Annotated in this window: 26 protein-coding genes and 1 riboswitch; of the genes, 21 read left to right on the top strand and 5 right to left on the bottom strand. The window is 37.3% G+C overall.

Annotated elements, in window-relative coordinates; translation table 11 throughout:
* The first annotated feature begins 195 nt into the window (after positions 1-195).
* The 7 genes from treP to ACFX4W_RS28390 all read left to right on the top strand — a co-directional run bounded on the left by treP (position 196) and on the right by ACFX4W_RS28390 (position 8197).
* Positions 196-1659 carry a PTS system trehalose-specific EIIBC component gene (gene treP / locus ACFX4W_RS28420; RefSeq protein ID WP_028407660.1) on the top strand — a complete coding sequence of 488 codons (1464 nt, stop codon included), beginning with the start codon at positions 196-198 and terminating at the stop codon, positions 1657-1659.
* A 15-nt stretch (positions 1660-1674) separates the two neighbouring features.
* Positions 1675-3360, top strand: coding sequence for an alpha,alpha-phosphotrehalase (gene treC, locus ACFX4W_RS28415; protein ID WP_280559129.1), 1686 nt, complete (start codon positions 1675-1677; stop codon positions 3358-3360).
* 87 nt (positions 3361-3447) lie between these two features.
* A complete protein-coding gene (treR, locus tag ACFX4W_RS28410) occupies positions 3448-4164 on the top strand; it encodes a trehalose operon repressor (RefSeq protein WP_162213692.1) in 717 nt (238 codons plus the stop codon).
* 358 nt (positions 4165-4522) lie between these two features.
* Positions 4523-5245 (top strand): 5-oxoprolinase subunit PxpB, encoded by a 723-nt coding sequence (gene pxpB / locus ACFX4W_RS28405; protein ID WP_162213693.1) that lies wholly within the window; start codon positions 4523-4525, stop codon positions 5243-5245.
* On the top strand, positions 5235-6233 hold the full coding sequence (locus ACFX4W_RS28400; protein ID WP_237074559.1) for a 5-oxoprolinase subunit C family protein: 999 nt from the start codon (positions 5235-5237) through the stop codon (positions 6231-6233). Before pxpB ends, ACFX4W_RS28400 begins: the two co-directional genes overlap by 11 nt.
* A gap of 11 nt (positions 6234-6244) precedes the next feature.
* Positions 6245-7000, top strand: coding sequence for a LamB/YcsF family protein (locus ACFX4W_RS28395; RefSeq protein ID WP_097824201.1), 756 nt, complete (start codon positions 6245-6247; stop codon positions 6998-7000).
* Positions 7001-7009: 9 nt separating this feature from the next.
* Positions 7010-8197 carry an NRAMP family divalent metal transporter gene (locus ACFX4W_RS28390; protein ID WP_162213694.1) on the top strand — a complete coding sequence of 396 codons (1188 nt, stop codon included), beginning with the start codon at positions 7010-7012 and terminating at the stop codon, positions 8195-8197.
* Between the two features lie 42 nt (positions 8198-8239).
* Here the strand turns inward: ACFX4W_RS28390 and trhA are convergent, their stop codons facing one another.
* A complete protein-coding gene (gene trhA / locus ACFX4W_RS28385) occupies positions 8240-8890 on the bottom strand; it encodes a PAQR family membrane homeostasis protein TrhA (RefSeq protein ID WP_013055671.1) in 651 nt (216 codons plus the stop codon).
* 382 nt (positions 8891-9272) lie between these two features.
* Here trhA and ACFX4W_RS28380 point away from each other — a divergent pair, with 382 nt between their 5' ends.
* The 4 genes from ACFX4W_RS28380 (at position 9273) to ACFX4W_RS28365 (ending at position 12750) form a co-directional block, all read left to right on the top strand.
* Entirely contained in the window at positions 9273-9911 is a 639-nt protein-coding gene (locus ACFX4W_RS28380) for a DUF1643 domain-containing protein (protein WP_237074560.1), read from the top strand.
* Between the two features lie 101 nt (positions 9912-10012).
* A complete protein-coding gene (locus ACFX4W_RS28375) occupies positions 10013-10432 on the top strand; it encodes a hypothetical protein (RefSeq protein ID WP_043980102.1) in 420 nt (139 codons plus the stop codon).
* 464 nt (positions 10433-10896) lie between these two features.
* Positions 10897-11550 (top strand): 5,6-dimethylbenzimidazole synthase, encoded by a 654-nt coding sequence (bluB, locus tag ACFX4W_RS28370; protein WP_013055676.1) that lies wholly within the window; start codon positions 10897-10899, stop codon positions 11548-11550.
* Positions 11551-11718: 168 nt separating this feature from the next.
* Positions 11719-12750 carry an AI-2E family transporter gene (locus tag ACFX4W_RS28365; RefSeq protein WP_028407669.1) on the top strand — a complete coding sequence of 344 codons (1032 nt, stop codon included), beginning with the start codon at positions 11719-11721 and terminating at the stop codon, positions 12748-12750.
* On the opposite strand, the gene ACFX4W_RS28360 is transcribed toward ACFX4W_RS28365, so the two are convergent.
* Positions 12747-13625, bottom strand: a complete 879-nt coding sequence (locus tag ACFX4W_RS28360) for a LysR family transcriptional regulator (RefSeq protein WP_043980098.1) — start codon at positions 13623-13625, stop codon at positions 12747-12749. The two genes, ACFX4W_RS28365 and ACFX4W_RS28360, sit on opposite strands and share 4 nt — an antisense overlap.
* 161 nt (positions 13626-13786) lie before the next feature.
* Between ACFX4W_RS28360 and ACFX4W_RS28355 the strand changes: the two genes are divergently transcribed.
* From ACFX4W_RS28355 to ACFX4W_RS28345, 3 genes are all read left to right on the top strand, one after another.
* Entirely contained in the window at positions 13787-14767 is a 981-nt protein-coding gene (locus ACFX4W_RS28355; protein ID WP_028407670.1) for a zinc-binding dehydrogenase, read from the top strand.
* A gap of 231 nt (positions 14768-14998) precedes the next feature.
* Complete coding sequence (locus tag ACFX4W_RS28350) at positions 14999-15565, top strand: DedA family protein (protein WP_230183675.1); 567 nt, start codon at positions 14999-15001, stop codon at positions 15563-15565.
* Between the two features lie 416 nt (positions 15566-15981).
* Positions 15982-16083: riboswitch (purine riboswitch) on the top strand.
* 505 nt (positions 16084-16588) lie between these two features.
* On the top strand, positions 16589-17917 hold the full coding sequence (locus ACFX4W_RS28345; RefSeq protein WP_043980091.1) for an amidohydrolase family protein: 1329 nt from the start codon (positions 16589-16591) through the stop codon (positions 17915-17917).
* 369 nt (positions 17918-18286) lie between these two features.
* Here ACFX4W_RS28345 and ACFX4W_RS28340 read toward each other — a convergent pair whose 3' ends face one another.
* From ACFX4W_RS28340 to ACFX4W_RS28330, 3 genes are all read right to left on the bottom strand, one after another.
* Positions 18287-20014, bottom strand: coding sequence for a putative ABC transporter permease subunit (locus ACFX4W_RS28340; RefSeq protein ID WP_342357498.1), 1728 nt, complete (start codon positions 20012-20014; stop codon positions 18287-18289).
* The gene (locus ACFX4W_RS28335; protein WP_230183680.1) at positions 20011-20790 is read right to left on the bottom strand and encodes an ABC transporter ATP-binding protein; all 780 of its coding nucleotides are present in this window, start codon (positions 20788-20790) and stop codon (positions 20011-20013) included. Before ACFX4W_RS28335 ends, ACFX4W_RS28340 begins: the two co-directional genes overlap by 4 nt.
* Before the next feature lie 131 nt (positions 20791-20921).
* Complete coding sequence (locus tag ACFX4W_RS28330; RefSeq protein ID WP_013055689.1) at positions 20922-21119, bottom strand: cold-shock protein; 198 nt, start codon at positions 21117-21119, stop codon at positions 20922-20924.
* A 424-nt stretch (positions 21120-21543) separates the two neighbouring features.
* On the opposite strand from ACFX4W_RS28330, the gene ACFX4W_RS28325 reads away from it, so the two are divergent.
* The 7 genes from ACFX4W_RS28325 (at position 21544) to ACFX4W_RS28295 (ending at position 26387) form a co-directional block, all read left to right on the top strand.
* On the top strand, positions 21544-22176 hold the full coding sequence (locus ACFX4W_RS28325) for an NAD(P)-dependent oxidoreductase (RefSeq protein ID WP_280559131.1): 633 nt from the start codon (positions 21544-21546) through the stop codon (positions 22174-22176).
* A gap of 171 nt (positions 22177-22347) precedes the next feature.
* The gene (locus ACFX4W_RS28320) at positions 22348-23334 is read left to right on the top strand and encodes a Gfo/Idh/MocA family protein (protein WP_280559132.1); all 987 of its coding nucleotides are present in this window, start codon (positions 22348-22350) and stop codon (positions 23332-23334) included.
* Between the two features lie 608 nt (positions 23335-23942).
* On the top strand, positions 23943-24485 hold the full coding sequence (locus tag ACFX4W_RS28315; RefSeq protein ID WP_014461319.1) for a peroxiredoxin: 543 nt from the start codon (positions 23943-23945) through the stop codon (positions 24483-24485).
* A gap of 119 nt (positions 24486-24604) precedes the next feature.
* On the top strand, positions 24605-25048 hold the full coding sequence (locus ACFX4W_RS28310) for a TlpA family protein disulfide reductase (protein WP_013055693.1): 444 nt from the start codon (positions 24605-24607) through the stop codon (positions 25046-25048).
* A gap of 356 nt (positions 25049-25404) precedes the next feature.
* On the top strand, positions 25405-26016 hold the full coding sequence (locus tag ACFX4W_RS28305) for a sigma-70 family RNA polymerase sigma factor (RefSeq protein WP_043980080.1): 612 nt from the start codon (positions 25405-25407) through the stop codon (positions 26014-26016).
* Complete coding sequence (locus ACFX4W_RS28300; protein WP_013082003.1) at positions 26009-26155, top strand: YvrJ family protein; 147 nt, start codon at positions 26009-26011, stop codon at positions 26153-26155. The genes ACFX4W_RS28305 and ACFX4W_RS28300 overlap by 8 nt, the downstream gene beginning before the upstream one ends.
* A gap of 4 nt (positions 26156-26159) precedes the next feature.
* Positions 26160-26387, top strand: coding sequence for a helix-turn-helix domain-containing protein (locus tag ACFX4W_RS28295; RefSeq protein WP_043980077.1), 228 nt, complete (start codon positions 26160-26162; stop codon positions 26385-26387).
* The last annotated feature ends 206 nt before the right edge of the window (positions 26388-26593 follow it).

The raw sequence follows: 26593 nt of genomic DNA, 5'->3' as shown, positions 1-26593 counted from the left end.
ACGTCTCCTTCCATATACTTTGCTTTTTGACTATATCATGAAATGAAAAAGAAGTAATTTTATTTTTGTTGACGAACTTGTATATACAGGTTAGAATAAAAGCATAAAACTTGTATATACAGGTTTGCGGTGAGATTTATCTGGGGGATAGGAAATACAGGAGTAAAATGAAAACGGAAACAAGGGGGAAAAGACATGAATCGAGAATCTGTTGAACGCATTGTAGAAGCCGTTGGCGGAAAAGAAAATATTTCTGCTGCAACGCATTGTGTAACGCGCCTTCGACTTGTTTTAAAAGATGAAGGTAAAGTCAATCAACGTATGCTAGATGAGCACGAATTAGTAAAAGGATCTTTTTCTACAAACGGCCAGTTTCAAGTTGTCATTGGTCAAGGCACGGTCGATAAAGTATACAAAGAAATGGTGGCGCTTACAGGGATAGGCGAACTATCAAAAGAAGAAGTGAAAAACGAAGCGGCTAAAAACTTAAATCCGCTGCAGCGTGCAATAAAAACATTAGCTGACATTTTTATTCCTATTTTACCGGCCATCGTAACCGCGGGTTTATTAATGGGAATAAATAATGTATTAACAGGAGCAGGAATTTTTTACGATGATAAATCAATCGTAGATGTTCATACACAGTGGAAAGACTTTGCGAGCATGATTAATTTAATTGCCAATACGGCTTTTGCCTTTTTGCCGGCTCTTATTGGATGGTCAGCTGTTACGCGTTTTGGAGGAAGCCCTTTATTTGGAATTGTCCTTGGGCTCATGCTGGTCCATCCTGATTTGCTAAATGCCTGGTCTTATGGAGAAGCATTAAAAAAAGGAAGTATCGATACGTGGAATTTATTTGGCCTGCACGTTGAGAAAGTCGGCTATCAAGGACAGGTTTTACCTGTGTTAGCTGCTTCGTTTGTGTTAGCAAAAATCGAATTGTTTTTACGAAAACGAATACCGGATGGTTTTCAGCTTTTAATTGTAGCGCCTGTAGCTCTTTTAGTAACAGGGTTTCTCGCTTTTATTGTGATTGGTCCGATTACATTTGCAATAGGAAATGTGATTACAGGTGCAGTTGTATGGCTGTTTAAAACGGCTCCATTTATTGGAGGACTTGTATACGGCGGCTTATATGCTCCCCTTGTTATTACGGGCATGCACCATACATTTTTAGCCGTAGATTTACAGCTGATTGGAAGTGTGGGAAGTACGTTCTTATGGCCAATGGTAGCATTATCTAATATTGCACAAGGCTCTGCGGCTTTTGCGATAATGATTCTTTCAAAAAATGATGAGAAATTAAAAGGACTGTCTTTAACGTCAGGGATTTCAGCGTGGCTTGGCATTACGGAACCTGCAATGTTTGGTGTGAATTTACGCTTTAGATTTGCTTTTATTTCTGCAGTGATTGGTTCAGCTATTGCAGGTGTCGTCATATCCGTGGCAGGAGTGAAAGCAGCATCGGTGGGAATTGGGGGTATCCCTGCTCCGTTATCAATTGTTCCACAGAGCTGGCCAGCTTTTATTATTGGAATGGTAATCGTAATTGTGGTGCCGTTTCTTTTAACGTTAACGCTTGGAAAGCTTCAGAAAAAATCAACTGTTACATCAACTGTCGCGGCTACAGAATCGTTTCAACATAATCCAAAGAATTAAATGGTGGTGTTAAAAATGCAAGAACATTGGTGGAAAAAATCAGTTGTCTATCAAATTTATCCTAAAAGCTTTTACGATACGACTGGCAACGGCGTGGGTGATATAGCTGGTATTATTAAAAAGCTAGATTATTTGAAAAAGCTTGGCGTAGACGTTGTGTGGCTAACGCCAATTTATAAATCGCCGCAGCGGGATAATGGATATGATATAAGTGATTATTTTGTTATTCAAGAAGAATACGGAACAATGGAGGACTTCGATCGTTTAATAACAGAAGCGCATAAGCGGGATCTTAAAATCATCATGGATATTGTCGTTAACCATACGTCAACTGAACATAAATGGTTTCAAGAAGCTAAAAAATCGAAAGATAACCCGTACAGAGATTTTTATATTTGGAAAGATCAAAAAGAAGATGGAAGTGCTCCGACGAATTGGGTTTCAAAATTTGGAGGTTCGGCGTGGGAGCATGATAAGCTGACAGAACAATCCTATCTGCATTTGTTTGATGTCACGCAAGCGGATTTGAACTGGGAAAATGAGCGTGTGCGCCGCGGCGTGTACGATATGATGACGTTTTGGTTTGAAAAAGGAGTAGATGGATTTCGTCTGGACGTTATTAACTTAATTTCAAAAGATCAGCGCTTTTTAGATGATGATGGTTCTATCGCACCAGGAGATGGACGGAAATTTTATACCGACGGTCCTCGCGTTCACGAATATATGCGAGAAATGAATCAAGAAGTTTTTTCAAAATACGATAGCATGACCGTTGGGGAAATGTCGTCGACAACTGTTGACCACTGTATTCAATATTCTCATCCGGACCGGGGCGAGCTTAGCATGACGTTTAATTTTCATCATTTGAAAGTCGATTACCCAAACGGAGAAAAGTGGGCGCTAGCAGATTTTGATTTTATTAAATTAAAAGAGATTCTATCAACTTGGCAAACGGAGATGAATAAAGGAGGGGGATGGAATGCACTATTTTGGTGCAACCATGATCAGCCTCGCGTTGTTTCCCGCTATGGAAACGATGAACTCTATCATAATAAATCTGCCAAAATGCTCGCTGCAACGATTCATCTGATGCAGGGAACACCTTATATTTATCAAGGGGAAGAAATAGGGATGACAAACCCGAAGTTTTCCTCTATTGATGAATATAGAGATGTGGAGTCATTAAATGTGTATGAGATAAAACGTGCACAAGGAATGAACGAAAATGAAATTTTGGAGATTTTAAAACATAAATCAAGAGATAATTCCCGTACACCGGTGCAATGGAGCGATGAGCCAAATGCAGGTTTTACAAAAGGAAAGCCGTGGATTAATCCAGCCGATAACTACCGTGAAATTAATGTGGAAAAAGCGTTAGATGATGAAGATTCAATTTTTTATTTTTATCAAAAGCTTATTGCACTGCGCAAGCAGTACGAGATTATCACCTATGGAAACTATGAATTGATTCTTGGAGAAGACGAGCAGATTTTTGCTTATATCCGAAATGGAGCAGATGAAAAGCTGTTGGTTATAAACAATTTCTACGGCAGCGAAACGACTTTTGAACTGCCAGAAAATCTAACTTTTGAAGAATATCATAGTGAAATATTGCTGTCTAACTACGAAGATTCATCAAAGGAACTCAAGCAAGTCTTCCTTCGGCCGTATGAATCAATCGTGTATCATTTAAAAAAATAGAGAAAAAGTAAAAAGAACGATGGGTGACAATCTATCGTTCTTTTTATACAATTGGGTATATATAGAAAGTAAAATAGGTGATGGCAATTGAAAGAAAATAAATTTATCAGCATTTACGAACAGTTAGTCGATAAAATTAAACGCGGTGACTGGCGTCCTAATACAAAACTTCCTTCTGAAAATGAACTTGTTGAACAGTATCAAACGTCTCGTGAAACGATACGGAAAGCGTTAAATTTACTTTCACAAAATGGGTACATTCAAAAAATGAAAGGAAAAGGCTCATTTGTATTGGACGTATCACGCTTTGATTTTCCAGTATCAGGACTTGTTAGCTTCAAAGAAATGGCGGAAAAGCTGGGACATACATCGACCACTATTGTAAAAGAGTTTGAATTAGTCAAGGCCGATCAAGACCTGTGCACACAGCTTGGGGCGACGAAAAAAGATCTTATATGGAAAGTGGTTCGAGCGCGGGAAATCGATGGGGAGAAAATTATTTTAGATAAAGATTTTTTTCATAAAAAGTATGTTCCTCACCTCACAAAAGACATATGTAAAGGCTCTATTTATGAATACTTAGAAAAAGATCTTGGGCTGAAAATAAGCTTTGCCAAAAAAGAAATTTCCGTTGACGAGCTGACGGACGAAGATAAGTGTTACTTAGATTTAAAAGACTATGAACATATTGTGGTAGTAAGAAACTATGTGTATTTAGAAGATGCAAGCCTTTTTCAATATACGGAATCACGTCATCGTCTGGATAAGTTTCGTTTTGTAGATTTTGCCCGAAGAGGTATATAATGGTTCACTGCCTATAAGTTTTATCTTTTTGTACATGTTTACAAAAAAACTGCTTTGGTATAAAAAACAAAGCAGTTTTTTTATGGGGAAAATTGAAAAAACGTGATCCTTTTGACGATAAAATTTTAAAAAGGTTGAATTTTTCTTTGGAGTTTGTTTTAGTAGAACATAAGATTATTTTATATTTATATAATGTTATCCATACAGGATAGGGATTTATTGTTCTTTTTTTTATTAGGTATATAAGAAATTATTATTCGAAAACAACAATTCCATTAGTAATTCTAATGAATGTATCTAACTACAGCATTAAAGGGAGCTGCTCAAACAATACTAAGTAAAAAAAGGAGGAGACGGAATGAGTCACGATTATCGACTTTATCCTCTTGGTGACAGCGGCATTGTCGTTTCGTTTGGAGACGAAATTAATTTCGGTATACATAAACGTATTCAGCAATTTACTGAGGTACTAGAGCAATCATTATGTAAGGGGATGATTGAATATGTGCCGGCTTTTACAACAGTTACAATTTATTATGACCCTTGGGTAATGAGTGAAAAAGGAAGAAGAAATCCTTACACAGCAATATCTACATATATTGAAGAGCTGCTTTTCCGCCAGGAAGAAAAATCTGAAGCGGTCGCTAGACAAATTGAAATTCCGGTGTGTTACGGAGGAAAGTACGGCCCGGACTTAGAGAGGGTAGCCGCTTTTCATTCATTAACGCCTGATGAAGTTATCTCCATTCATACAAATGGAGAATATTTGGTGTATATGTTAGGCTTTGCTCCTGGTTTTCCTTACTTGGGAGGGATGAGCGAAGAAATTGCGACTCCAAGAAAAGAATCACCGAGAAACAGCATCCCAAAAGGGTCAGTTGGCATCGCAGGGATGCAAACCGGCGTGTACCCAATTGAGACACCTGGAGGATGGCAGTTAATCGGGCGTACTCCTCTTACACTATTTAACCCCAAAAATGATTCGCCAAGCTTGCTTCAAGCAGGTGATCGTATCCGATTTGTTTCCATTTCTGAAACAGAATATGAAGCCCAAAAGGAGGTGGATGAAGATGAGTATTAAAGTGATACGTCCCGGTTTATTAACAACGATTCAAGATATCGGCAGACATGGATATCAAAAGGACGGCATGATTGTCAGCGGGGCAATGGACAAAGTTGCTTTAAGGATTGCCAACTTATTAGTAGGAAATCAAGAAAATCAGCCGGTTATTGAAATTACGTTAATGGGGCCAAAAATTGAATTTCAGCAAGATGCTTTGATTGCCCTGACGGGAGGGGATTTATCGCCAACTGTTAATGATGAAGCCGTAAAGATGTGGCGGCCTTTATATGTGAAAAAAGGGAGCGTGCTACAGTTTGGCGTTCCGACTTTAGGGTGCCGTTCTTATTTATCGGTTTCCGGTGCTTTTAATGTTCCTGCAGTTATGGGAAGTACATCTACTTCACTTCGCGCTCGGATAGGCGGGCTGCACGGTAAAGCATTACAGTCAGGGGACGAAGTATTAAGCCACCCTCCTACAGAAACGGGGGAAACAATTATAAAGAAACTGGTGAAAAAGCAAACGGACCGCTCTTTTCAGCAGGCTTTTTGGACGATTCATCCTAAACTTCTTCCTTCATACGAGACGCCTATTATCCGCACGATGAAAGGTGCAGAATTTGATTGGTTTACAAAAGAAAGTCAACAGCATTTCTTTAATCAAGAATTTGACGTTACCCCTCAATCTGACCGCATGGGCTATAGGCTAAAAGGGAAGAAATTAGTCCTTGGTCAAGAAAAAGAGCTGCTCTCTAGCGCTGTGACGTTCGGTACGATTCAAGTACCAAAAGAAGGACAGCCCATTGTTTTATTAGCAGATCATCAAACGACAGGAGGATATCCTAGAATCGGACAGGTAGCAACTGCAGATTTTTCAGCGCTGGCGCAAATTTCTCCAGGGAAAAAGATTTCTTTTCAAGCAATTTCACTGGATGAAGCACAGCATTTATATATGGAGCAGGAAAAGAAAATAAATCATATTAAAAGAGCACTTCGAATGAAAATATAAGGGGGAAGAAGATGGCTACCGTTGATTTGAACTGTGATTTAGGGGAGAGCTTTGGGAACTATAGATTAGGAAATGATAAAAAAATTTTACGCTATGTAACGTCAGCAAACATTGCTTGTGGCTTTCATGCCGGAGATCCTTCGGTTATGAGAGAAACAGTAAAGCTGGCTTTGAGTGAAAATGTGGCGATTGGCGCCCACCCGGGATTGCAAGATTTAGCTGGATTTGGACGTAGATATATGAAAATTACGCCTCGAGAAGCTTATGATTTAATGGTGTATCAAATGGGGGCTCTTTCAGCTTTTATACGTGCAGAAGGAGGGACCCTTCATCATGTGAAACCTCATGGCGCTTTATATAATATGGCTGCAGGGGATCGAGACATAGCTAAAGCTATTGCTGAAGCTGTTTATAATGTTAGTGAGGAAGCTATTCTATATGGTTTGGCTGGAAGTGAATTGATTAAAGCCGGAAACGAAATGGGCTTGCGTACGTCTCAGGAAGTATTTGCAGATCGAACCTATCAACAGAACGGCATGCTGACGCCGAGAAACGTTGAAAACGCCGTGATTCAAGATGAAGGAGCGGCTATTTCTCAAGTAATTAAAATGGTCAAAGAAAAGAAAGTGTTTACTGTGCAAAATGAAGAGATTCCCATTCAAGCAGATACCGTTTGTATTCATGGAGACGGTGCACATGCTGTTGAATTTGCCAAAGCTATTTGTGACAAGCTAAAAGAAGAACAAATCATTATTCAACCACAATGAGGTGACATCATGAAAAAAGAGCGCAACTGGAGCGTGCTGCTCGGAGCAGCATTTTTAATGGCTACTTCAGCAGTGGGTCCAGGTTTTTTAACTCAAACAACGGTCTTTACACAAGCACTCGCCGCAAGTTTTGGTTTTGTCATTTTACTGTCGATTTTATTAGACATTGGCGTTCAGCTAAACGTATGGCGTATTATTGCCGTTTCAGAAAAAAGAGCACAGGATATCGCTAACAGTGTTTTGCCAGGTCTCGGCTTATTTATTGCTATTTTAATTGTAATCGGAGGCTTAGCATTTAATATTGGAAATGTAGGAGGAGCGGGTCTTGGCTTCAATGCGCTATTTGGTATTTCCCCTAAAGCCGGTGCAGTCATTACAGCCATCATTTCTATCGCAATTTTTTTAGTCAAAGAAGCCGGAAAATTAATGGATCGATTTGCTCAATTAATGGGCGGAATATTAATTATTTTAATGGTGTATGTGGCTATTTCGTCCGCTCCCCCAGTAGGAGAAGCAGTCTCTAAATCATTTTGGCCGGAGCACATTGACGTAATGGCGATTGTTACTCTTGTAGGAGGAACGGTAGGAGGATATATTACATTTGCAGGAGGTCACCGTTTATTAGATGCAGGAATTAAAGGAAAAGCCGCGATTCCTGAAGTAACAAGAGGAGCAGTATCTGGTATTACGATTGCTTCGATCATTCGGATTTTTCTATTTTTAGCGACATTAGGTGTGTTGAGTCAAGGGTTAAAACTGAATCCTGATAATCCACCAGCCTCTGTTTTTCAGTTAGCCGCAGGGGATATTGGCTATAAATTATTCGGTGTCGTCATGGCAGCAGCGGCTATCACTTCAGTTATTGGTTCAGCATATACATCGGTTTCCTTTGTTAAATCCTTCAGCAAAAGGATTGAGAAATATGAAAACTGGATTATCATTGCCTTTATTACGATTTCAACCCTAGTTTTCCTAACGATTGGCCAGCCGGTCACTCTGCTTATTTTAGCTGGAGCATTAAATGGGTTAATCTTACCTATTACACTCGGAACAATGCTTATAGCGGCGTATAAAAAGAAGATAGTAGGCGATTACAAGCATCCGACTTGGCTTACCATTTTTGGCGGTTTTGTGGTCGTTATTATGGCTGTGCTAGGAGTCTATACGCTTGTGACTCAAATGGCAAAACTGTGGTAAGGAATTCTATAACCAATTAAAAAAGGGCCCTCTGGCCCTTTTTTAATTGGTTATAGGCAATACATATAAAATGATTGCTAAAAAGTGGAGTACGGTTCCGCCAAGAACAAACATATGCCAAATCATATGATGAAAACGAAATCCTCGCCATACGTAAAAAACGGCCCCGATTGTATACAACACGCCTCCAACTACGAGAAGGACAATTCCTTGATGGGCAATGTTTTGAGTTAACGAATCCCAAGCAAAAACAATCATCCATCCCATAAATACGTAAAGAATGGTGGAAATAAAAAGGAATTTCTTTACAAAAAAAGCTTTGAATACAATTCCTGCAAGAGCGATGCCCCATACAATTCCAAAAAGTGTCCAGCCGGTGGTTCCTTTTACTGCGATAAATAAAAATGGAGTGTACGTACCGGCAATAAACAAATAAATAGAAGAGTGGTCAAATATCTCAAAAAGATCTTTTACCTTACCTTCCGGAAAACTATGGACAAGCGTAGAGGAGACATAGAGAAGCAGCATGGTTACTCCGTAAATAGTAAAACTGATAACATGCCAAGGCGTTCCTTCTAACGAAGAAAGTACGATTAAAAGCGTTAATCCAACAATGCTGAGTACGGCTCCAACGCCGTGTGTAATCGCATTTGCAATTTCTTCTCCTCTTGTAAATGTGTGTGTAGTAGCCATTTACAAAATCCTTTCTTTACACAAATTTATCTTCTATTTTCTCAGAGGATCAGGTTTGAACATACCTGCTGAGAAAAAATCCGTAACTGTCAAAAACATGAGTGAAAAAGTCATTGGTTATTTCTTTATTATAGACCATTCTTTTGATTTTATCTATTTTGACTGGAGGGCCGAAAAGAGGAAAGATATATATGTGAATATTCACTAGCTGTAAAAAGCATGTATAGAAGAAAAAATTGCTTTTTGAAAAAATGGAAGAAAAGTTGTCATGAAGGCATGATTTTGAAATACATATAAAATAAAACTTTTAACAGTCAAGGTTACGATTACTGCTTAGCTCATTTGCAATAGATAAGTAACAAGATTGTAAGAAGGCAGGGGGATGGAAGCAGTGAAAAAAGAAGTTATTTTTGATGAAACAGGCACATACAAATACTCTCTATTATGCAAATGGAGTGAAGTAAACGAACGTAAACTTACGTTTATCTTGTCATTTCCAGAAAATACGTATGAATACAGCGACGATACAGCTGTATCCAAATGCATAGAACTGGCGCAAAAGTGGGGATTTGGAGTTTTAGAAATCGTTTATTTATTCAGCTATCAAACCGATCATGTTTCGTTTTTACGCATGCTTTCAAAAGAAGAAGCTGTTGGAACAAGAGCAGGTGAGTATATTCAAAAAGCAGTGGAAGATGCTGAACTGGTTGTGGTAGCTTGGGGTGATCATGGAAGCATTTATAACCGGCAAGAAGAAGTAGAACGCTTTTTGAAACACAAGCCGGTATACTGTTTTGGAAAAACGAAGCAGCAATTTCCTCGCCATATTTTATCCGTGGTGCACCGCACAGAATTACAAAAATACGAAATGCCGGCTAATCGTGCAGAGTCGGAAGAAGTTTCTTCGTTTATTGAAGACATAGATCAAAGTTTTGGTGGAGAGGATTATTCTCCAATTAAACAACTAACAGAAGAAGAACCGCTTATGTTTATTGAAGACATTGCCAGTATGTATCGGTAAAAAGAAGAAGCGAGGTTTATATTCCTCGCTTTTTCGTTAGTATAAAACACCAAGTTTTGTCATATGGTTGTATCAAGAAGCGTGTGTGAAGGGGGAACTTTATGAAGTTGAATGAAGTATTGCACCGCATCACAACTATTTATAATGAGTTAGAAGAAGAGTGCTTTCAATATATAGGGACTGTGATCAACGAAAATGCAGAGCTGGATATTTCTCGTCTAGAAGAATTAAGTACGCTGTTAAACTTCGTATATGAATGCTCGGAGGATGTATTAGTAGGTTCTATTTTAACAAAATTGGATTATGGACAACCCATTTATCAATTTGCTATGTTAAAGCCTATTTCCCTTGAAGGAAATGAAGATAAGTTAGACATTTTATATGAAGAAAAGGTAAAAGTAGAAAGAGCTATTCTAGATGTGTATACAGCTCAGCGAAAGAAGTTATTGACTCAAGCAGCTGAAGACTTAAAAGAACTGCACTACGAGCTGCAGACCTATGTGTATGCTTGCAACATATAAATGAATCTGTTGAAATGGCAAGGCATATATACAAATAAAAGGGAACATGTTAGGATAAGTAAAAAGAACTCCTAATCAAAGAGTTCTTTTTATTGTAAAATATATGATTTTGAACTAGCAAAGCATAAAGACGGTGGTAATGGCAGTTACCCTTTTCTTTGTGCTTTTTTTATCCGATTGTGTTGATGATACTGCTTACTGCGTTAAAAAAGTTCATAAGTACCTCGTTTAGCATGTAATGTGCCTCCTCTCTTACTAAATATGTACAATCAAATTATCCAATTGTGTTAATGATGCTGCTTACCGCGTTAAATAAGTTCATTAAAACGTCGTTGAACATGTTTGCAACCTCCTTTATGATAGATTCATATAGTAATACGAGAAAACATAAAGTTTGGATCACATTTTTTTAATGTTTTTTTAGAAAAATAGTTAAAAAGAGAATTTAATGGAGGTTGAAGAAGATGAATTCGTTTACAAACGACGAAAAGCAAGCGGTGTACAAAGCGATTTACGGAAGAAGAGATGTACGAACATTTTTGTCTGATGAGATTCCGAATGAAACGGTTTATAACATTCTGCAGGCTGCTCACAGCGGACCTTCCGTCGGGTTTATGCAGCCTTGGAATTTTATATTAGTATCTGATACAGAAGTGAAAAATAAACTTGCCTGGGCAGCAGATAAAGAGAGAAGAGCACTGGCTATTCATTATGAAGGTGAAAAGAAAGAAGATTTTTTAGAGCTCAAGATTCAAGGATTAAAAGAAGCGCCGTTAACTATTTGCGTAACGTGTGATCCAACAAGAGGCGGCTCTCATGTTCTCGGAAGAAACTCAATTCCAGAAACCGATATGATGTCAACTGCGTGTGCGATTCAAAATATGTGGCTTGCTTCATATGCAGAAGGACTGGCAATGGGTTGGGTAAGTTTTTATAAAAAAAATGATGTACGTGACATTTTACATATTCCTCCTCATATTGATCCTGTAGCACTCATGTCAATTGGCTATACAGATAAATACCCTGAGAAACCAATCTTAGAACAAGCTAACTGGGAAAAAAGAAGGGATTTAGACAAGCTAATTTATCATAATGTATGGGAAAATGAAAAAGAATAGCGGAGAGAAAATAAAGACATACTAAAAAGCGCCGAAATATAGTAAAATTTGAATATTAAATGATACACTATATATAGCGAAAGCGGATATGAGCGTCTAGCGTATCCGTTTTATTTATATGTATACAAATGACTTGGGAAAAAGAGAGATAGGAGAATTGAAGGTTTCATGAATATTGCAAGAAGTTGGCTTCACAACAAACTTACTATTCGCATCATTACGCTTATTATCATTACAGTTTTACTTGTCAGCATTAGAAGTATGCTTCAGCTGCTGTTATTTACGTTTATTTTCACCTTTTTAATTGGTCGTCTTCAACAAACGTTAAGAAGAAAGCTTCCGCTTAATTCAACGCTTATACTCATCGTCATCTATATCGCACTGATTGGGGCGCTCGGTATTGTAGGATATGTATATATCCCGGTTATTATGACGCAAGTTACTGAGCTTGTACAGAAGCTGATGTATTTTTACAAACACCCCCCTGATAATACATTCGTCACCTATATTATCGATAATCTAAAGAGATTCAAATCACCAGAGAATATTCAGCAGAATATTGATTTAGTATACAGCTATTTATCTAATATTGGAAAAGTAAGTGCACAAGTTTTCTTAGCACTCTTGTTAAGCCTATTCTTTTTACTTGAAAAGTCGCGGATTCACCGATTATTTGTCCAACTGGAACAATCTAGGCTGGGCTGGTTTTTCAAAGAAGCTGGCTATTTGGGGAGAAAATTTGTTAATTCCTTCGGCAAGGTAATAGAAGTTCAGTTTATTATCGCTTTTGTGAACAGCATTTTGTCCGTTATTGCGCTGTGGGTGTTAGGGTTTCCTAATTTGCTTGCACTTGGCGTTATGGTCTTTCTACTAGGGCTAGTGCCGGTTCTTGGGGTATTTGTTTCACTCATTCCACTTTGTACAATCGCTTACAGTTTAGGAGGCGGTGTAAAAGTACTATCTGTGTTAATTATGGTGGTAGTACTTCACGCACTTGAAAGCTATGTGTTAAATCCAAAGCTCATGTCATCTAAAACAAACTTGCCAACGTTCATTACGTTTATCATTTTAGTGTTTGGTGAACACTTCTTGGGCGTATGGGGGCTGATTCTTGGTATTCCTATTTTTATTTTCTTTTTAGATTTAGTAGGCGTAGATTCAGCACAGCAACTGTCAAAAAAAGAAACCTCCGCAGACTAGTCTGCAGAGGTTTCTTTTTTTAAGCAGCGTATCGTTTTTTGAATAGTAGGATGATCGCGATGCTTAAGTTTATAAGCAAGAAAGATCTGATTTTTTACTGCTAAATGTTCAAGTTCGATTTTTACTTTTTTTTCTCGAAGTGCTTCTTGAATTAAATAGCGGGGAAGCAGGCTGATTCCCATGTGATGCTGAATGGCTTTTAACACCGTTTGAAGATTTGGAATCACGTGATGAGGCTGAATTTCAGGTCGTTTTTTAAAATGCTGCCGCCAAAAACGTCTAATAATAGGAAGTTCAAGACCATAGCTAATCCACCGCTGGTTGTATAAAAACTCTTCTACGTCTTTACTAGCTGTCATTTCAAAAGAAGGAGGGACGGTTAAGACAAACTCTTCTTCTTCAATGACCGTATATTCAATTCCAGGTATTTGCAATCTTTGGGTTGTAATCGCAATATCAATTTCGTCGCTTTGTATCTTTTCAAGCAAAACAGAAGCAATACCAAACTGGCTGTAGCAGCGGATGCCTGCATCTTTTATTCTTTCTAAAGCTTGTTCGGTAAAATACTCTACGGGAGAACCAATTTTTACGACCGGCAGCGCGTCGGGAGATGAAGCGGTCATTTTTAATTCAATTGAAGCAGCTTCTAGACTTTCAATTAACGGGACAATACGCGTGTACAGTTCTTTACCTTTTTCTGTTGGAATCATTTTTCTCGGTGCACGGATAAATAAACCTTCCCCTATTTCAGCTTCTAAAGCAGCTAAGTGCTGACTCATGGCCGGCTGCGTTAAGATCCTCGCTCTGGCTGCTTCAGAAACGGATCGATATTTGTAAATGCTAATAAAGCTGCGATACCATTCAAAATCAATCATTTATGCTATCCTTTCTTATAAATTTATTTATGGATATCTATTTATTTTCTAATTTGTATTATAGACAAGCTCTCTTTAAAATAAAAATAGTAAGCAAATCATTTTTAGATAAAATAATAAAAGCAACGCTAGGCAAATGATTTAAAAAGGAGAGTTAGACTGTGAAAGCATTATTATTGCAAGATAAAAATAAATGGACAGAAATGAAAGTAGAAGAAATAGAAAAACCTCTTCCAAATAAAGGGGAAGTAGTAGTTGAAGTTCACGCAGTGGGACTTAATCCCGTAGATTATAAAACGGCTACTAATGGAAATCCTTATTGGACATATCCTCACATTCTAGGTTTAGATGTAGCTGGGACAATTGATGAAGTTGGAGAAGGAGTAGTTGACTGGAAAAAAGGAGACCGCGTTGTCTATCACGGGGACTTTATGAAAAAAGGCGGATATGCTGAATATGCGGTTACAACTGCTCATTCAATTTCGCGCATTCCTGATGCTGTTACATTTGAAGAAGCTGCTGCTTTGCCTACGGCAGGTTACACAGCGTATGAAGCACTATTTCGTAAACTTCCAATGAACCATATTCAAACCATCTTAATTCATGGAGGAGCTGGAGGCGTAGGAGGCTTTGGAGTGCAGCTTGCTAAAAACGCTGGAAAAACTGTTTTCTCAACAGCTTCAGCACATAATCATGAGTATGTGAAGTCGTTAGGAGCTGATTATGTAATTGATTATCGCGAGGAAAACGTCGCGGAAAAAGTATTGGAGCTGACAAATGGCCGCGGCGTAGATGCTGTGCTTGACACGGTGAGCGCAAAGAACGCAACGGATTCTTTAGATATGATTGCCTATAGAGGACATTTAGCACATATTGCTGGTGCACCTGATTATACAAAAGTAAAGCCTTTTACAAAGGTGATTTCTTATCATGAAGTAGCTTTAAATGCTGCACACCACATTGATGACATGATTGCGCAAGCGGATTTAGCAAAAATGGGCGATGAGCTTTTAGCATTAGTAGCAGAGAAGAAAGTAGCTCCGATGATTGAGCGCATCATCTCGTTAAAAGAAGTGCCGAGTGCATTAGAAGAGCTTTCAAAACGCCATGTGAAAGGGAAAATCATTGCTAAAGTTAAATAATAGCAGAAAAAAACTCTTTTATTATAACTAATAAAAGAGTTTTTTTCTGCTATTTTCTTTTTTTGCGTTACTTCACTTATGAACTGCATATGATAGAAGATAATCGAATATAGCAAACGGGTGCGTATGAGCTTTTTTTACTAGTAAAATTGCTTTGAAATCGTGAAATTTTGAATAGTTTGAGTTATGATGAAAGAACGTGAAATTTGTATGATTGAAAGGAGAAAAAAGGTGCAAGGATTTATTGATTTTGTACAAAATTTAGGCATAGTGGGCATCTTTATTGCTACAGCAATCGAAGCTGCGGCAATTCCTTTTCCGTGTACGTTATCGATTTTGCTTATTGGCTCGGTGCTGCAGCTCTCAATATGGAAAATCCTTATTGTTTCAGCTGTTAATACCGTTATTTATATCGCATTCAACTATATTCCGTTCGTTATGGGATACAGGTTTGAATCTATTACCAAGCGCTGGTTTGGTGAAAAAAATATAAAACGTGCCCAAAAATGGTTTCATAAATATGGAAAATGGAGTATTACGATTTCCCGTCCCATCAGTATCGCAAACTATATAACCTATTTGGCAGGTCTTAGTAAAATCAAATCTAGGGACTTTGTTTTATACAGCACCTTAGGTATTTTTCCGTGGTTTGTTTTTTTGCTCTATGTAGGAGGACTTGGAGATATTGAAAAAATCCAAAAATATTTGCATGATGTTGATCGTTTAATATTTGTTATTCTCGTAATCGGAGTGATAGTTGGTGCAGGCTGGTGGATGAAAAAGAGAAAAGATACATAAAAAAGGATCTGCCTAAATAAGCACTACCTTAAAATAAGAGAGTTTTTAAATTAAGGTTTTCATAATTCAAAAGAGCTGCCTCTGAGCCGAGTTTTCGACTTAGAGGCGGCTCTTTTATCCCCTTATGTATACGGAACCATTCCGTACGCTCTCTCTCGGACCAGCCTTTAACATGTGTTAAACGGAACCCTAGATCGCTTTTTTGTCTTCAACAGAGCGAAGACCTTTATAGGTAATGTAAGTAGTTCGAAGTATAAGCAGGATTATAGGAAGATGCAACTACTGTGTTAGATAGTTTAACAAACTTTTTGAAAAAGTAAACTTTTGTAAAAAGCGAACTATATATAATTTTATTAAAAAGATTATTCGTTTATAGTTGACTTACAGAAAGACCTATAGTATATTTGTAGACAAGAAAAAGCTAAATACGGTTCACTCATATATGTTTGAGAATATGGCTCAGACGTTTCTACCTTATCACCGTAAATGATAGGACTATGAGTAAAAAGTGAATCTAGGTTCCCATTTTTACGTCAGTAGAAAGTTTGGTCCAAGCGATTCACATATTCATTTTTGAAAAGAAGTGGATATGACACCGAAGGGATAAAAGCCCAGGCGGGTAGGTTTTTGCTCATTGTATTTGAGAGACCTGCCTTTGTTTGGGCTTTTTCTTATGTGTCTATTTACAGTATGAGCGAGTGATGAAAATTTCTTGTTTGTATCTGCATTGCTTTCTGGGGAGAATAGCGATGCAAAGCATGAAATCACTCACTGAAGCTTTATCTGTAAGCCCTCATTTAACCATGGGAAGTATATTCTATCTATTTTCTAGCATTTTTTCTTTGATGAGCAGCGTGGGGACGCTGCTCCTTTTTTTGTTCTTGCTTTTTTCTCTGTAAATAAAGATCTCTAAAGAGAAGGTGATTTGCGAAATTTGGCGAATTAATGCTTTAAACAATAAATGATAGAGAAGATAAAGCGGTCTATGAAAAATGAAGAAGTTGAAAAATTGAGGAGGGAATTATGTTGCTTCACTTAATTAATGTTCGTTTGCCAATTATGCACGACCACGCTCTTTTTGAAGTGAAAATTTCAAATGGAATGTATACTTCTATCGTTTTACAAAACGGCTATCTTGAAGGTGACGAGTTTTTTCCGCTGCACGCGGCCGTGTTAGGAAAAGAAACGTCACTTGATGCACAGGGTCGTGTGCTATTACCAGGATTTGTAGATATGCATATGCATTTAGACAAAGCTCATTCGCTTCCTCAAGTGCCCAATATATCTGGAACTCTTCAAGAAGCCATTAAAAATTACAGCAGCAGCCTGCCGGCATTTCCAGAAGAAGAAATTAAGCAGCGAATGTTAAAAACTGCTTTGCAGGCATTAGCTAACGGTACGACTACGATTCGAACGCATATTGATTTTGACTGCAGCATGGAAGAAGATAGTTTATTTCGAAGTTTACAAGCGGCTGTCGAAGTGAGAGATGAATTAAGCCCGTATATGGACGTGCAGGTTGTTCCGCTATTCTCTAACCTAGACATTGATGATATGCATAAGATGAATAAAATTGAACGAGCATTCGACCTTGAAATTGATGCGATTGGAGGCTGTCCTCATTTAGCTAGAAATCCAGAAAAAGAGATTGATGCTCTATTTTCGCTGGCTCAAGCCTATAATAAACCTCTTGACTTACATGTGGATGAAAGCGATGATCCGTCTGTTGATACAATAATTAATATTGCTCACAGAACAATTGAATTAAATATGGAAGGAAAAGTGGTAGTGGGGCATCTTTGCTCGCTTGCAGGAATGACTGATGCAAAAGTGAAAGAAATCTTAAACCTTTTAAAACAGGCGAAAATTGGAGTTGTCACATTACCTGCTTCTAATTTATATTTACAGGGAAGAGAAGATAAAGGAATTGTAAGACGAGGCGTAACGCGTATTCGCGACATACAAAAAGCAGCGATTCCAATTGCTACTGCATCTGATAACGTGAACGACCCCTTTCATCCGTTTGGAAAAGCAGACTTGCTGCAAGTAGGGTTACTAACTGCCTATGCTGCACATATGGGAAGTCCGGATGATCAGCGGCAGTTGCTCCGAATGATTACAAGTATACCAGCCCGGCTGATTGGAAAAGAAAAGTATGGAGTGGAAGAAGGAAACGAAGCAAACTTTGTTCTATTAAATGTGCAGTCTGTACAGGAAATATGGACTGAACTTCCCGAAACTCGCTTTGTTTTCAACAAGCATCGCTGGCTTAGCGTAAAAGAGACGCATCAGCGGCTCGCTGATGCGAACTTGACCAATCTTTGGCAGGAAAACCAAATTTTAATTGGTTAAAAACGAGGTTGAGACATAACTATATCAATTTAATCTAAAGACGAACAAATGGTATAAATCATCTAATAGATATCACTACTTGTTACACCGCTGTTGATTTCCGTTCAAGACTTCGCTTTCCGCGGGCGGCCGGTGAGCCTCCTCGTCGCTTGCACTCCTGCGGGGTCTCACCTATTTCGCTTTTCCCGCAGGAGTCTGCGTCTTGCCCTCCAATCAACAGCTAGAAGCAATTATATACATGAATCCTACGTGCATCATCCTAATGAAAAGATCCGAACGAAGTGGATTCTCCATCAAAAATCCACTTCGTTCGGAACTTCCTTCAACGAATATACTCTTGTATGTGCCTCATCTCTATAAATGTTTTGTTTAGCTCTGGCTTCCCAAAGTGGAACGTGATTGTACTTTTGCCACTCGAATACCTTTGTTTAAGCGTATTGTACTAAGTTTTAACATCAGAAAAGCAATGCCTATTGAAAAGATAATTATAAGAGCAATGCCTATTAGATAAGTTATAGTAGGATGTGCCATTTTAAATGAAAGCAATTCAGAAACTAGACCAGCTATGAAACCAATGAATCCACTTCCTGCAAGTTCGTCTGCAAATACTTTAAATGAAGAAGGGAGGTTTAGTAAAGCAAATGGAATAAGGGCAATAAATAAATACACATAGGCTAAAATTGCTAAGAGAATCGACACACCAAATGTAAGACGGTTCTGAGGGTTGTTAGGGTTGTGCTTAGCACCAATGGTACCTAACCAAATTCCCATACTGCTAATCCCAATAGTTAAAATTCCTTTTAGCAAAATACCACTGATTATTTGCACAGCAGACCAATGAATGAACAAGCCTAAAACAATTTCAATAGTTGATAGCAGGATGAAAGGGAGCAACCAGCTCATCCACAGCTTACCTAGTGCAAGTTGCCAACTGGAAATCGGCAGACTTTTTATAAGTGATGCTGTCTCTGCTTCACGTGCAATTGAAGAAGCAGACATTGACCCATTAAAGAGAGCGTAAAAAAATAAAAAGAAAACTTGTACACCGAGCCATACATTATCTTTATAAGAAATAATATTCTCTAAAGTAGCTCCACTTTTTAAAAAGCTAATGGTAGGAAATATCAGAAAGAATACAAAAGGCATAAAAACGAGCCATTCTCGCAAATCTCTTTTTATATTTTTCCAATCTGTCAACCCAATAACCATAACTGGATGGTGAACTCGATATTTTTTGCTAAATGAAATTTTAGCTCTTTTTTTGGCTTTTCCTTCACTTAAACGAACCCATCCAGTTCTAAATCCTTTTTCTACTAAAAAAGAAGATAAAAGTACACTAAGAAAAGCCAAACCCATAATACTTAATGCGGGTAAAAAAGCATGAACAGATCCTTTAGCACTTGAGGTTATTGCTGTGCTCGCCCAGTAAAAAGGTGTCCAGTTGGGAAATAAGGGAAGGGCTGTTATTGCTTTTTCAAAAGGTGCTCCATTAGAGCTGAAATTGGGAAGTTGAAATAATACATATACAATAACACCTGATAAAGCACTCATGGCTGTCATAAGCTCGTTTGCTCTTTGTGCAGGAATAAGTTGAACCAACAGGAGATTAAGTAAATAACAAATAGAAAGGCCTATCACGGCTGTACTTAATAAAACGGCTAAGGAAATAATATAGAATAAAAAATGAGCGTGAACTCGCATACCGTAGACGATCAACGGTATATAAAATAGAAAAAACATGATTAATGGTGTAGAAAGGAAACTCTTAATATATTTCACCCAAAAAAGCTGTTTTGTTGGAATGGGCATTGTAAATAAAAAGGATAAATCTAAAGAGGAATACAAGTTTTTAAATACCTGCGGGATTCCCATTAAGACAAGCATGCCCATTAATAATAAACAGCTATAAGAAAATAAGCTGCTCACCGTCTCAAAAGAGAGAGAGGGTGCCACGCTCCATACGCCTTTTGACAGAAAATACACAATAAGAGCAATAAATAAAGTAGAAAATCCAATCGTGGCGTAAGCTTGTTTTTTAGAAGATTTAACATGGTTAAGAAGTAGTTTTCCTTCTGTTTGGAGCAAGAGTTTCATCATTGATTTTCACCAGCTTTTGCAAGTTCTTCTATAATGTTTTGCTGCTCTTCATTTCCTGTTAAATCGAGGAAGATGTCTTCAAGACTGGACTGATTATTGTTCGCTTGCTCTCTAAGCTCTTTCATAGAACCTAAAGCAATAACTTCTCCATCTAAAATAATGCCAATTCGATCACAAAGCTGTTCAGCAATTTCTAAAATATGAGTAGTGATAAAGACCGTTACGCCATTATCGCAAAGCCTACGTAATAGATTCTTTAGCGTTCGTGCACTTTTGGGGTCAAGTCCTACAGTTGGTTCGTCCAAAAAAATAATTTCAGGGTTATGTAAAAGCGCTCCGCATAAGGCGATTTTTTGTTTCATGCCGTGTGAGTAGCCTTCAATGAGTTCATGTGCTCGTTCTTCTAGCTGAAAAAGATGTAACCATTTAGTGGAGCGTTTCTCGAATTCGTCAGCAGATAATTTAAAAATCGAGGCGACAAACTGTAAGTATTCCATGCCGGTGAGTTTTAAGTAAAGTGTAGGTTGATCAGGAACGTAGGCGATTTTTTGTTTTGCTTCAACAGGGGACTCCCACACATTAATTCCGCACACATTAATAGAGCCGGAAGAAGGTTCTAATAGTCCTGTCATCATTTTAATAGTCGTTGTTTTTCCTGCACCGTTAGGGCCTAAAAAGCCGAATAGTTCGCCAGTTTCTACGGTTAAATTAATGTTTTTTACCGCTTTGTACGAACCGTAACTTTTAGATACATTTAATAGTGAAATAGAGTGCATCTTTATCCTCCTCATTTGTTTTTCTACTATCATATACGACTGAAAAAGGATAAAGTTTCATAAAATGTAATAAAAAATCCAAAAAAGAGCATAAAAAGAAGCTGTCACATTAGTGACAGCTTCTTAATCAATTACTTTTGAACGTTAGCAGCTTGTGGTCCACGAGCTCCATCTTCGATTTCAAATGTAACTTCTTGACCTTCTTCAAGTGATTTGAAACCTTCGCCTTGGATAGCTGAGAAGTGTACGAATACGTCGTCTTGTCCTTCTACTTCGATGAATCCAAAACCTTTTTCTGCATTAAACCATTTTACTTTACCTTGTACCATTGTAGTACCTCCTGTGTGGAAAATCCACGAATATATTACTATCTCTGCTCAATTTCAATAAGAATCACTTTAAAGAAAGTCTTTCTATTTGTTAACACCGAACAAGAAATAATATACCTAGTATAACACTTTTTTATAAAAAAGAAACCTTTTTTCATAAAAAAGTACTCTGAGATAAAAATAAGTTGAAAATATGGATATATTTTGAAATGGTAAATAAGCTATTTTTCTATGGATCTTTAGCAACCACTAAAATCTTTTATCTCGTAAAAAAAATGAATACCGAGGTTGACAAATTGAGCGAATTGTAACTATAATGGTTACAACGAGCTAAGAAGAATTAGTAGTTCTATAAAAAGCTCAAATTTTTTTGTGTTGTATGTAACCGTGGTGGTTACAACGAAAATAAAAGGAGAGAATAAAAATGAAAATTGGTGTTATTGGAGCAACAGGAAAAGCAGGTCAATTAATTATGGAAGAAGCAAAACAGAGAGGACATGAAGTAATAGCCATTGTTCGAAATGCTTCTAAACTAAAAAATCAAACAAACGTAATGGAAAAAGATATTTTTGCCATCACTTCAAAAGATATTGAACAGTTTGATGCTGTGGTAGATGCATTTAATGCACCTCCTGGAAGCGAACAGCTTCACGTTGAGTCTATACAATCACTTATTAAAGTATTTCAAGGTGTTCAAACGCGACTCGCAGTAGTGGGTGGAGCGGGAAGTTTATTTGTAGATGCAGAAAAAACAGCGCCTTTAATGAGCACAGAAGGTTTTCCAGCAGCTTATTATCCAACTGCTTCAAACATGGGCAAAGGTTTAAAAGAACTTGAAAAGTCGACTATAAATTGGACTTATTTAAGCCCAGCAGCCTTTTTTGATGCAGAAGGTGCTCGCACGGGAGTCTATCAATTAGGAAAAGATCATGTGATCACAAATAGTCAAAATGAAAGTTATATTAGCTATGCGGATTACGCGATTGCTTTAATAGATGAGTTAGAGAATAAAAAACATGTGAATGAACGCTTTGCTGTAGTGGGTGAAAAAGCATAAGCTTACGTTTGAGTCATATTGAAAAACAGCTTGCATTTGATGTGAGCTGTTTTTTTATGGAACAAAATAAATATAAAGCAATGGAAAATGGTATAGATTTTTTATTATTTCTTCGTTTTTCTTTTTAAAAACGATACAATACAACATAGATGATAAAAAGGAGATGAAAAGATGATTCGTTTTGGTGTAATAGGAACAAACTGGATAACAGATCGACTGTTAGAATCAGCTCAGTATGTAGACGACTTTCAGCTGGCAGCTGTTTATTCTCGAACGATTGAAAAAGCAGAAGAATTTGCAGGTAAATATGATATTCCTCATATATTTACTGATTTAGAGGAAATGGCAGCGAGTGCTGAAATTGATGCAGTGTATATTGCTACTCCAAATGCTTATCATGCGGAACAAGCTATCTTATTTTTGAAAAATAACAAGCATGTATTGTGTGAAAAACCGCTCGCAGCCAATGCAACAGAAGTAACTCGCATGATTCAAGTAGCCAAAAATCACAAGGTGTTACTAATGGAAGCGATGAAATCAACCCTTCTTCCTAACTTCAAAGTGATTCAAGAGAACTTACATAAAATTGGTCCAATTCGGAAATACGTTGCATCTTACTGTCAGTATTCTTCTCGTTACGATAAATATAAAGAAGGTATCGTGCTTAATGCCTTTAAGCCAGAGCTTGCAAATGGTTCACTGATGGATTTAGGTGTATATTGTCTTTATCCTCTGATTACGTTGTTTGGAGGGCCTCATAAAATAAAGGCAACGGCGTTTATGCTAGAATCTGGAGTAGATGGAGAAGGGTCAGTTGCTTTAGAGTACGAAGATCGTGACGCGGTCATCATGTATTCTAAAATTACAAATTCGCATTTGCCAAGTGAAATTCAAGGAGAAAAAGGCAGTATGATTATTGACAAAATACATACCGCTGAAAAAGTAGAAATTCGGTACAATGACGGACGGGTAGAAGAGTTAACGGTCGATCAGCCTTATCCTGCTATGTACTATGAAATAAATGAATTCGTAGAGCTGTTAAAGCAAGGAAAGATGGAATCGGACACAAATTCTTATGAGAATTCATATTTAACAATGCATGTGATGGATAAAGTGCGAGAGCAAATCGGTCTTGTATATCCAAATGATAATAAATAACAGAGGCTGGGCAAAAGTAGTTTAGTTGAAGAAAGATCCGAACGAGTTTGATTTTTGATGGAGAATCAAGCTCGTTCGGATTTTTTTATTGATAGGGTAAAAGTAGGTTTCATGTATGAAGTTGCTTCTAGCTGTTGCACGAAAATCAACAGCGGTGTAACCCATCATCCATACTAGATCATTTTCTAATTTGTTCGTCTCTAAATTGGATTGAGATAGTTATGTCTCATTCTCTTTTATTGTCGCTATAAAGAACATAATTGAGATTCGAAATCTTGCTTCGGCACATTTTAAAAGCAAATATGTTGAAACAAGGGAAGTTTTTTAGTATCTTCTATCTTTATCTATCCCTGCATACATAGGATTAATCAAAGGAAAGAATAAAAAGAGTGGAAAATATTCGATAATCAATCCTAGATTAAAATGATTATAAAAAAGTATTGACTATAATAATAGCTCGTGTATAATAAAGAATGTAATCAATAGTCATTACTAGTTTATAATGATACTAATAATCGTTATCAAATAGAAGCTGTCATTGATTGCATTAAAAATAATACATACAAGCATAAGCTTGTGAAATACATTGTACAAGGAGAGGTTTTGACATGGCAGAACGTATGGTAGGAAAACAAGCACCACGCTTCGAAATGGAAGCTGTACTTGCAAATAAGGAATTTGGAAAAGTAAGTTTAGAAGAAAATATGAAAAACGGTAAATGGACAGTATTGTTCTTCTATCCAATGGACTTTACATTCGTATGTCCAACAGAAATTACAGCTCTATCAGATCACTACGAAGAGTTTGAAGATCTAGATGCTGAAGTTGTAGGCGTTTCTACAGATACAATTCATACTCACTTAGCTTGGATTAACACAGATCGTAAAGATAATGGACTTGGAGATTTGAATTATCCATTAGCTGCAGATCCAACTCACGCAGTAGCACGTGATTACGGCGTCTTAATTGAAGAAGAAGGCGTAGCGCTTCGCGGGTTGTTTATTATTAATCCAGAAGGTGAATTGCAATACGCAGTTGTAAACCATAACAACATCGGCCGCAGCGTAGAAGAAACATTACGTGTACTTCAAGCTCTTCAAACTGGCGGACTTTGCCCAGCTAACTGGAAACCAGGTCAAAAAACACTTTAATAAATAGCGGTGGAGTAGAGGAGAAATTCCTCTACTGCTGCCATTAAAATAGAAAAGACAGTTTTCTAACTATAAAAAACAGAATATTCAGTTTAATTAATGTGGAGGAGGATTTTAAAATGAAATTACGTGAACAAATGCCTGAATTAACTGGAGCAACATCTTGGATTAACGACGAAGTAACAAAGGAAGACTTAGTAGGTGATAAAGCAACGCTTATCCACTTTTGGTCAGTAAGCTGCCATTTATGTAAAGAAGCAATGCCTGAAGTTAATGATCTTCGTGATGAGTATGATGATCAATTGAATGTTGTAGCAGTTCATATGCCTCGTTCGGAAGATGACTTAGATATGGGTGTTATTGAGGCAATGGCAATGGGACACGATATTACTCAGCCAATTTACGTAGACAGTGAGCATAAGTTAACAGACGCTTTTGAAAATAAATATGTACCAGCATATTATGTATTTGATAAAGAAGGTCAGCTTCGTCATTTCCAAGCGGGTGGAAATGGAATGCCGATGCTTCGCAAACGTATTAACCGCGTTTTAGGCGAAGAATAATCTCTACATGAAGAAGAAATAAAAAGGCCGGGATAAAAATATTTTAGCCGAAGTGAAAAACGAACCACTAATCAAAATATTTGATTAGTAGTTCGTTTTTTTTGTTGTGTCACAAGCGGGATCAGCTCATGTATCCTATTTATTCGTCTTTAAATTGGATTCATTTCGTTATGTCTCAATCTCTTTTTTATTTTTTACTGAGTCGTTTTCATTATTAATGAGCAATTCATCATATTGACATAAAAAACCTAATATAGTTAAATTTATATAAGAACAAGCGTTCGTTTTTGGTGTTGTTATTTTACTCTTTTCTCCCTTTTTAATAAGTATAAGAAAAAAAGGAGGAGATTTGCACAATGACTCAGCTCTATTCGCAGCAAGAAAAGCGGCATGACAAAGAATGTACCTTTCATACATTTCTTACAAACCACAGCGCAACTCTTCAGACTCATATAATGAATACATTTTTGACACCAGAACGCTATGAGCGATTACAAAAAGCGGTTGTTAAACATGATACAAAAGAACAAAGACTTCTAAACAAAGAATTTCATCAGTTTTATAGCGAAGTTAGATTGCTTCATTATATTAACAAGCTTTGCAGACATTATTCCAGAGATGTTATGCGTATCAAAGAAAAAGAGCGTTCTTATATTCCTCTTCGCCTGCAGCAGCCGGCTGCGCTAGATGGAAATCGAACAGTGGAAGATATGCTAGGAGTACAGGACGGGGCTGTATGGGAGCATGAATTTTTAGGAAATCAACTTGAAAATCGTATTCTTCATCATGCATTTCGCCAATTAACGGCCAAGCAGCAGTGTATGCTGCACTTGATTATTGTCGAACGCTGGACTCATAAAGAAATCGCTGCTTATTTTTCTATTTCTCAGCAAGCGGTTTCTAATCATTATCAACGTGCGCTAAGCAAGTTGAAAAAAATTATGAAGGTGAGTGATAGATATGTTTGATCCTCAGTGGCTTCAACTTGTTGGAAACGTAGGATTTCCTGCTGTCCTTTCTTTTTATTTATTACTGCGTGTAGAAAACAATATAAAGAGACTTGAAGAAAAAGTAGAGAAATTAACAACTGACTTAAGAAAGAAGTGAAGAAATGGAAACTCTATATGAGCTTGTAAGTAAAGTGAAAGCTGGAGATGAAGAGGCGTCAAGGCGTTTATTAAAAAAGCTGGAACCAAAACTAAATAAAGCTGTTCAAAGCTTTTCGCTGCATGAGAGAGAAGACGTAAAGCAAGATTTAAAGATTAAAATTCTTTCCGCTGTTAAGACGTTTGATTTTTCCAAAACGCCAGGACTTTGGGAATTTTTACGCCATAAATAAAAAAGAGTGCTCGTTGTATCGGCGCTCTTTTTTTATTTTTGCTGAAGTTTGACTACTTACCTTACGAAAATACAAAAAATAGAAAATGGATAAATATTAAAAAAAAGGTAAAATATTATGTGTGCAAATAGAGTTTAGTAGTATACTAACAAGTAGAATTTCTTGTATAAAAGGAAGATAATCACTCTTTATATAGAGAGGATTGT

The sequence above is a fragment of the Priestia sp. YIM B13489 genome, from assembly GCF_042787645.1.
Lineage (GTDB): Bacteria > Bacillota > Bacilli > Bacillales > Bacillaceae_H > Priestia > Priestia megaterium.
This window is presented reverse-complemented; position numbering and strand designations above follow the sequence as displayed.

Bases quoted from the DNA above. Each gene is read 5' to 3' on its own strand.
- pxpB (WP_162213693.1), top strand. From the start codon at position 4,523: ATGAGTCACGATTATCGACTTTATCCTCTTGGTGACAGCGGCATTGTC.
- ACFX4W_RS28400 (WP_237074559.1), top strand. From the start codon at position 5,235: ATGAGTATTAAAGTGATACGTCCCGGTTTATTAACAACGATTCAAGAT.
- ACFX4W_RS28320 (WP_280559132.1), top strand. From the start codon at position 22,348: ATGATTCGTTTTGGTGTAATAGGAACAAACTGGATAACAGATCGACTG.
- ACFX4W_RS28330 (WP_013055689.1), bottom strand. From the start codon at position 21,119: ATGGTACAAGGTAAAGTAAAATGGTTTAATGCAGAAAAAGGTTTTGGA.
- ACFX4W_RS28305 (WP_043980080.1), top strand. From the start codon at position 25,405: ATGACTCAGCTCTATTCGCAGCAAGAAAAGCGGCATGACAAAGAATGT.
- bluB (WP_013055676.1), top strand. From the start codon at position 10,897: ATGAATTCGTTTACAAACGACGAAAAGCAAGCGGTGTACAAAGCGATT.
- ACFX4W_RS28375 (WP_043980102.1), top strand. From the start codon at position 10,013: ATGAAGTTGAATGAAGTATTGCACCGCATCACAACTATTTATAATGAG.
- ACFX4W_RS28340 (WP_342357498.1), bottom strand. From the start codon at position 20,014: ATGATGAAACTCTTGCTCCAAACAGAAGGAAAACTACTTCTTAACCAT.
- ACFX4W_RS28325 (WP_280559131.1), top strand. From the start codon at position 21,544: ATGAAAATTGGTGTTATTGGAGCAACAGGAAAAGCAGGTCAATTAATT.
- trhA (WP_013055671.1), bottom strand. From the start codon at position 8,890: ATGGCTACTACACACACATTTACAAGAGGAGAAGAAATTGCAAATGCG.
- treP (WP_028407660.1), top strand. From the start codon at position 196: ATGAATCGAGAATCTGTTGAACGCATTGTAGAAGCCGTTGGCGGAAAA.
- ACFX4W_RS28345 (WP_043980091.1), top strand. From the start codon at position 16,589: ATGTTGCTTCACTTAATTAATGTTCGTTTGCCAATTATGCACGACCAC.
- treC (WP_280559129.1), top strand. From the start codon at position 1,675: ATGCAAGAACATTGGTGGAAAAAATCAGTTGTCTATCAAATTTATCCT.
- ACFX4W_RS28365 (WP_028407669.1), top strand. From the start codon at position 11,719: ATGAATATTGCAAGAAGTTGGCTTCACAACAAACTTACTATTCGCATC.
- ACFX4W_RS28315 (WP_014461319.1), top strand. From the start codon at position 23,943: ATGGCAGAACGTATGGTAGGAAAACAAGCACCACGCTTCGAAATGGAA.
- ACFX4W_RS28380 (WP_237074560.1), top strand. From the start codon at position 9,273: ATGGAAGCAGTGAAAAAAGAAGTTATTTTTGATGAAACAGGCACATAC.
- ACFX4W_RS28335 (WP_230183680.1), bottom strand. From the start codon at position 20,790: ATGCACTCTATTTCACTATTAAATGTATCTAAAAGTTACGGTTCGTAC.
- ACFX4W_RS28395 (WP_097824201.1), top strand. From the start codon at position 6,245: ATGGCTACCGTTGATTTGAACTGTGATTTAGGGGAGAGCTTTGGGAAC.
- ACFX4W_RS28300 (WP_013082003.1), top strand. From the start codon at position 26,009: ATGTTTGATCCTCAGTGGCTTCAACTTGTTGGAAACGTAGGATTTCCT.
- ACFX4W_RS28360 (WP_043980098.1), bottom strand. From the start codon at position 13,625: ATGATTGATTTTGAATGGTATCGCAGCTTTATTAGCATTTACAAATAT.
- ACFX4W_RS28310 (WP_013055693.1), top strand. From the start codon at position 24,605: ATGAAATTACGTGAACAAATGCCTGAATTAACTGGAGCAACATCTTGG.
- ACFX4W_RS28390 (WP_162213694.1), top strand. From the start codon at position 7,010: ATGAAAAAAGAGCGCAACTGGAGCGTGCTGCTCGGAGCAGCATTTTTA.
- ACFX4W_RS28295 (WP_043980077.1), top strand. From the start codon at position 26,160: ATGGAAACTCTATATGAGCTTGTAAGTAAAGTGAAAGCTGGAGATGAA.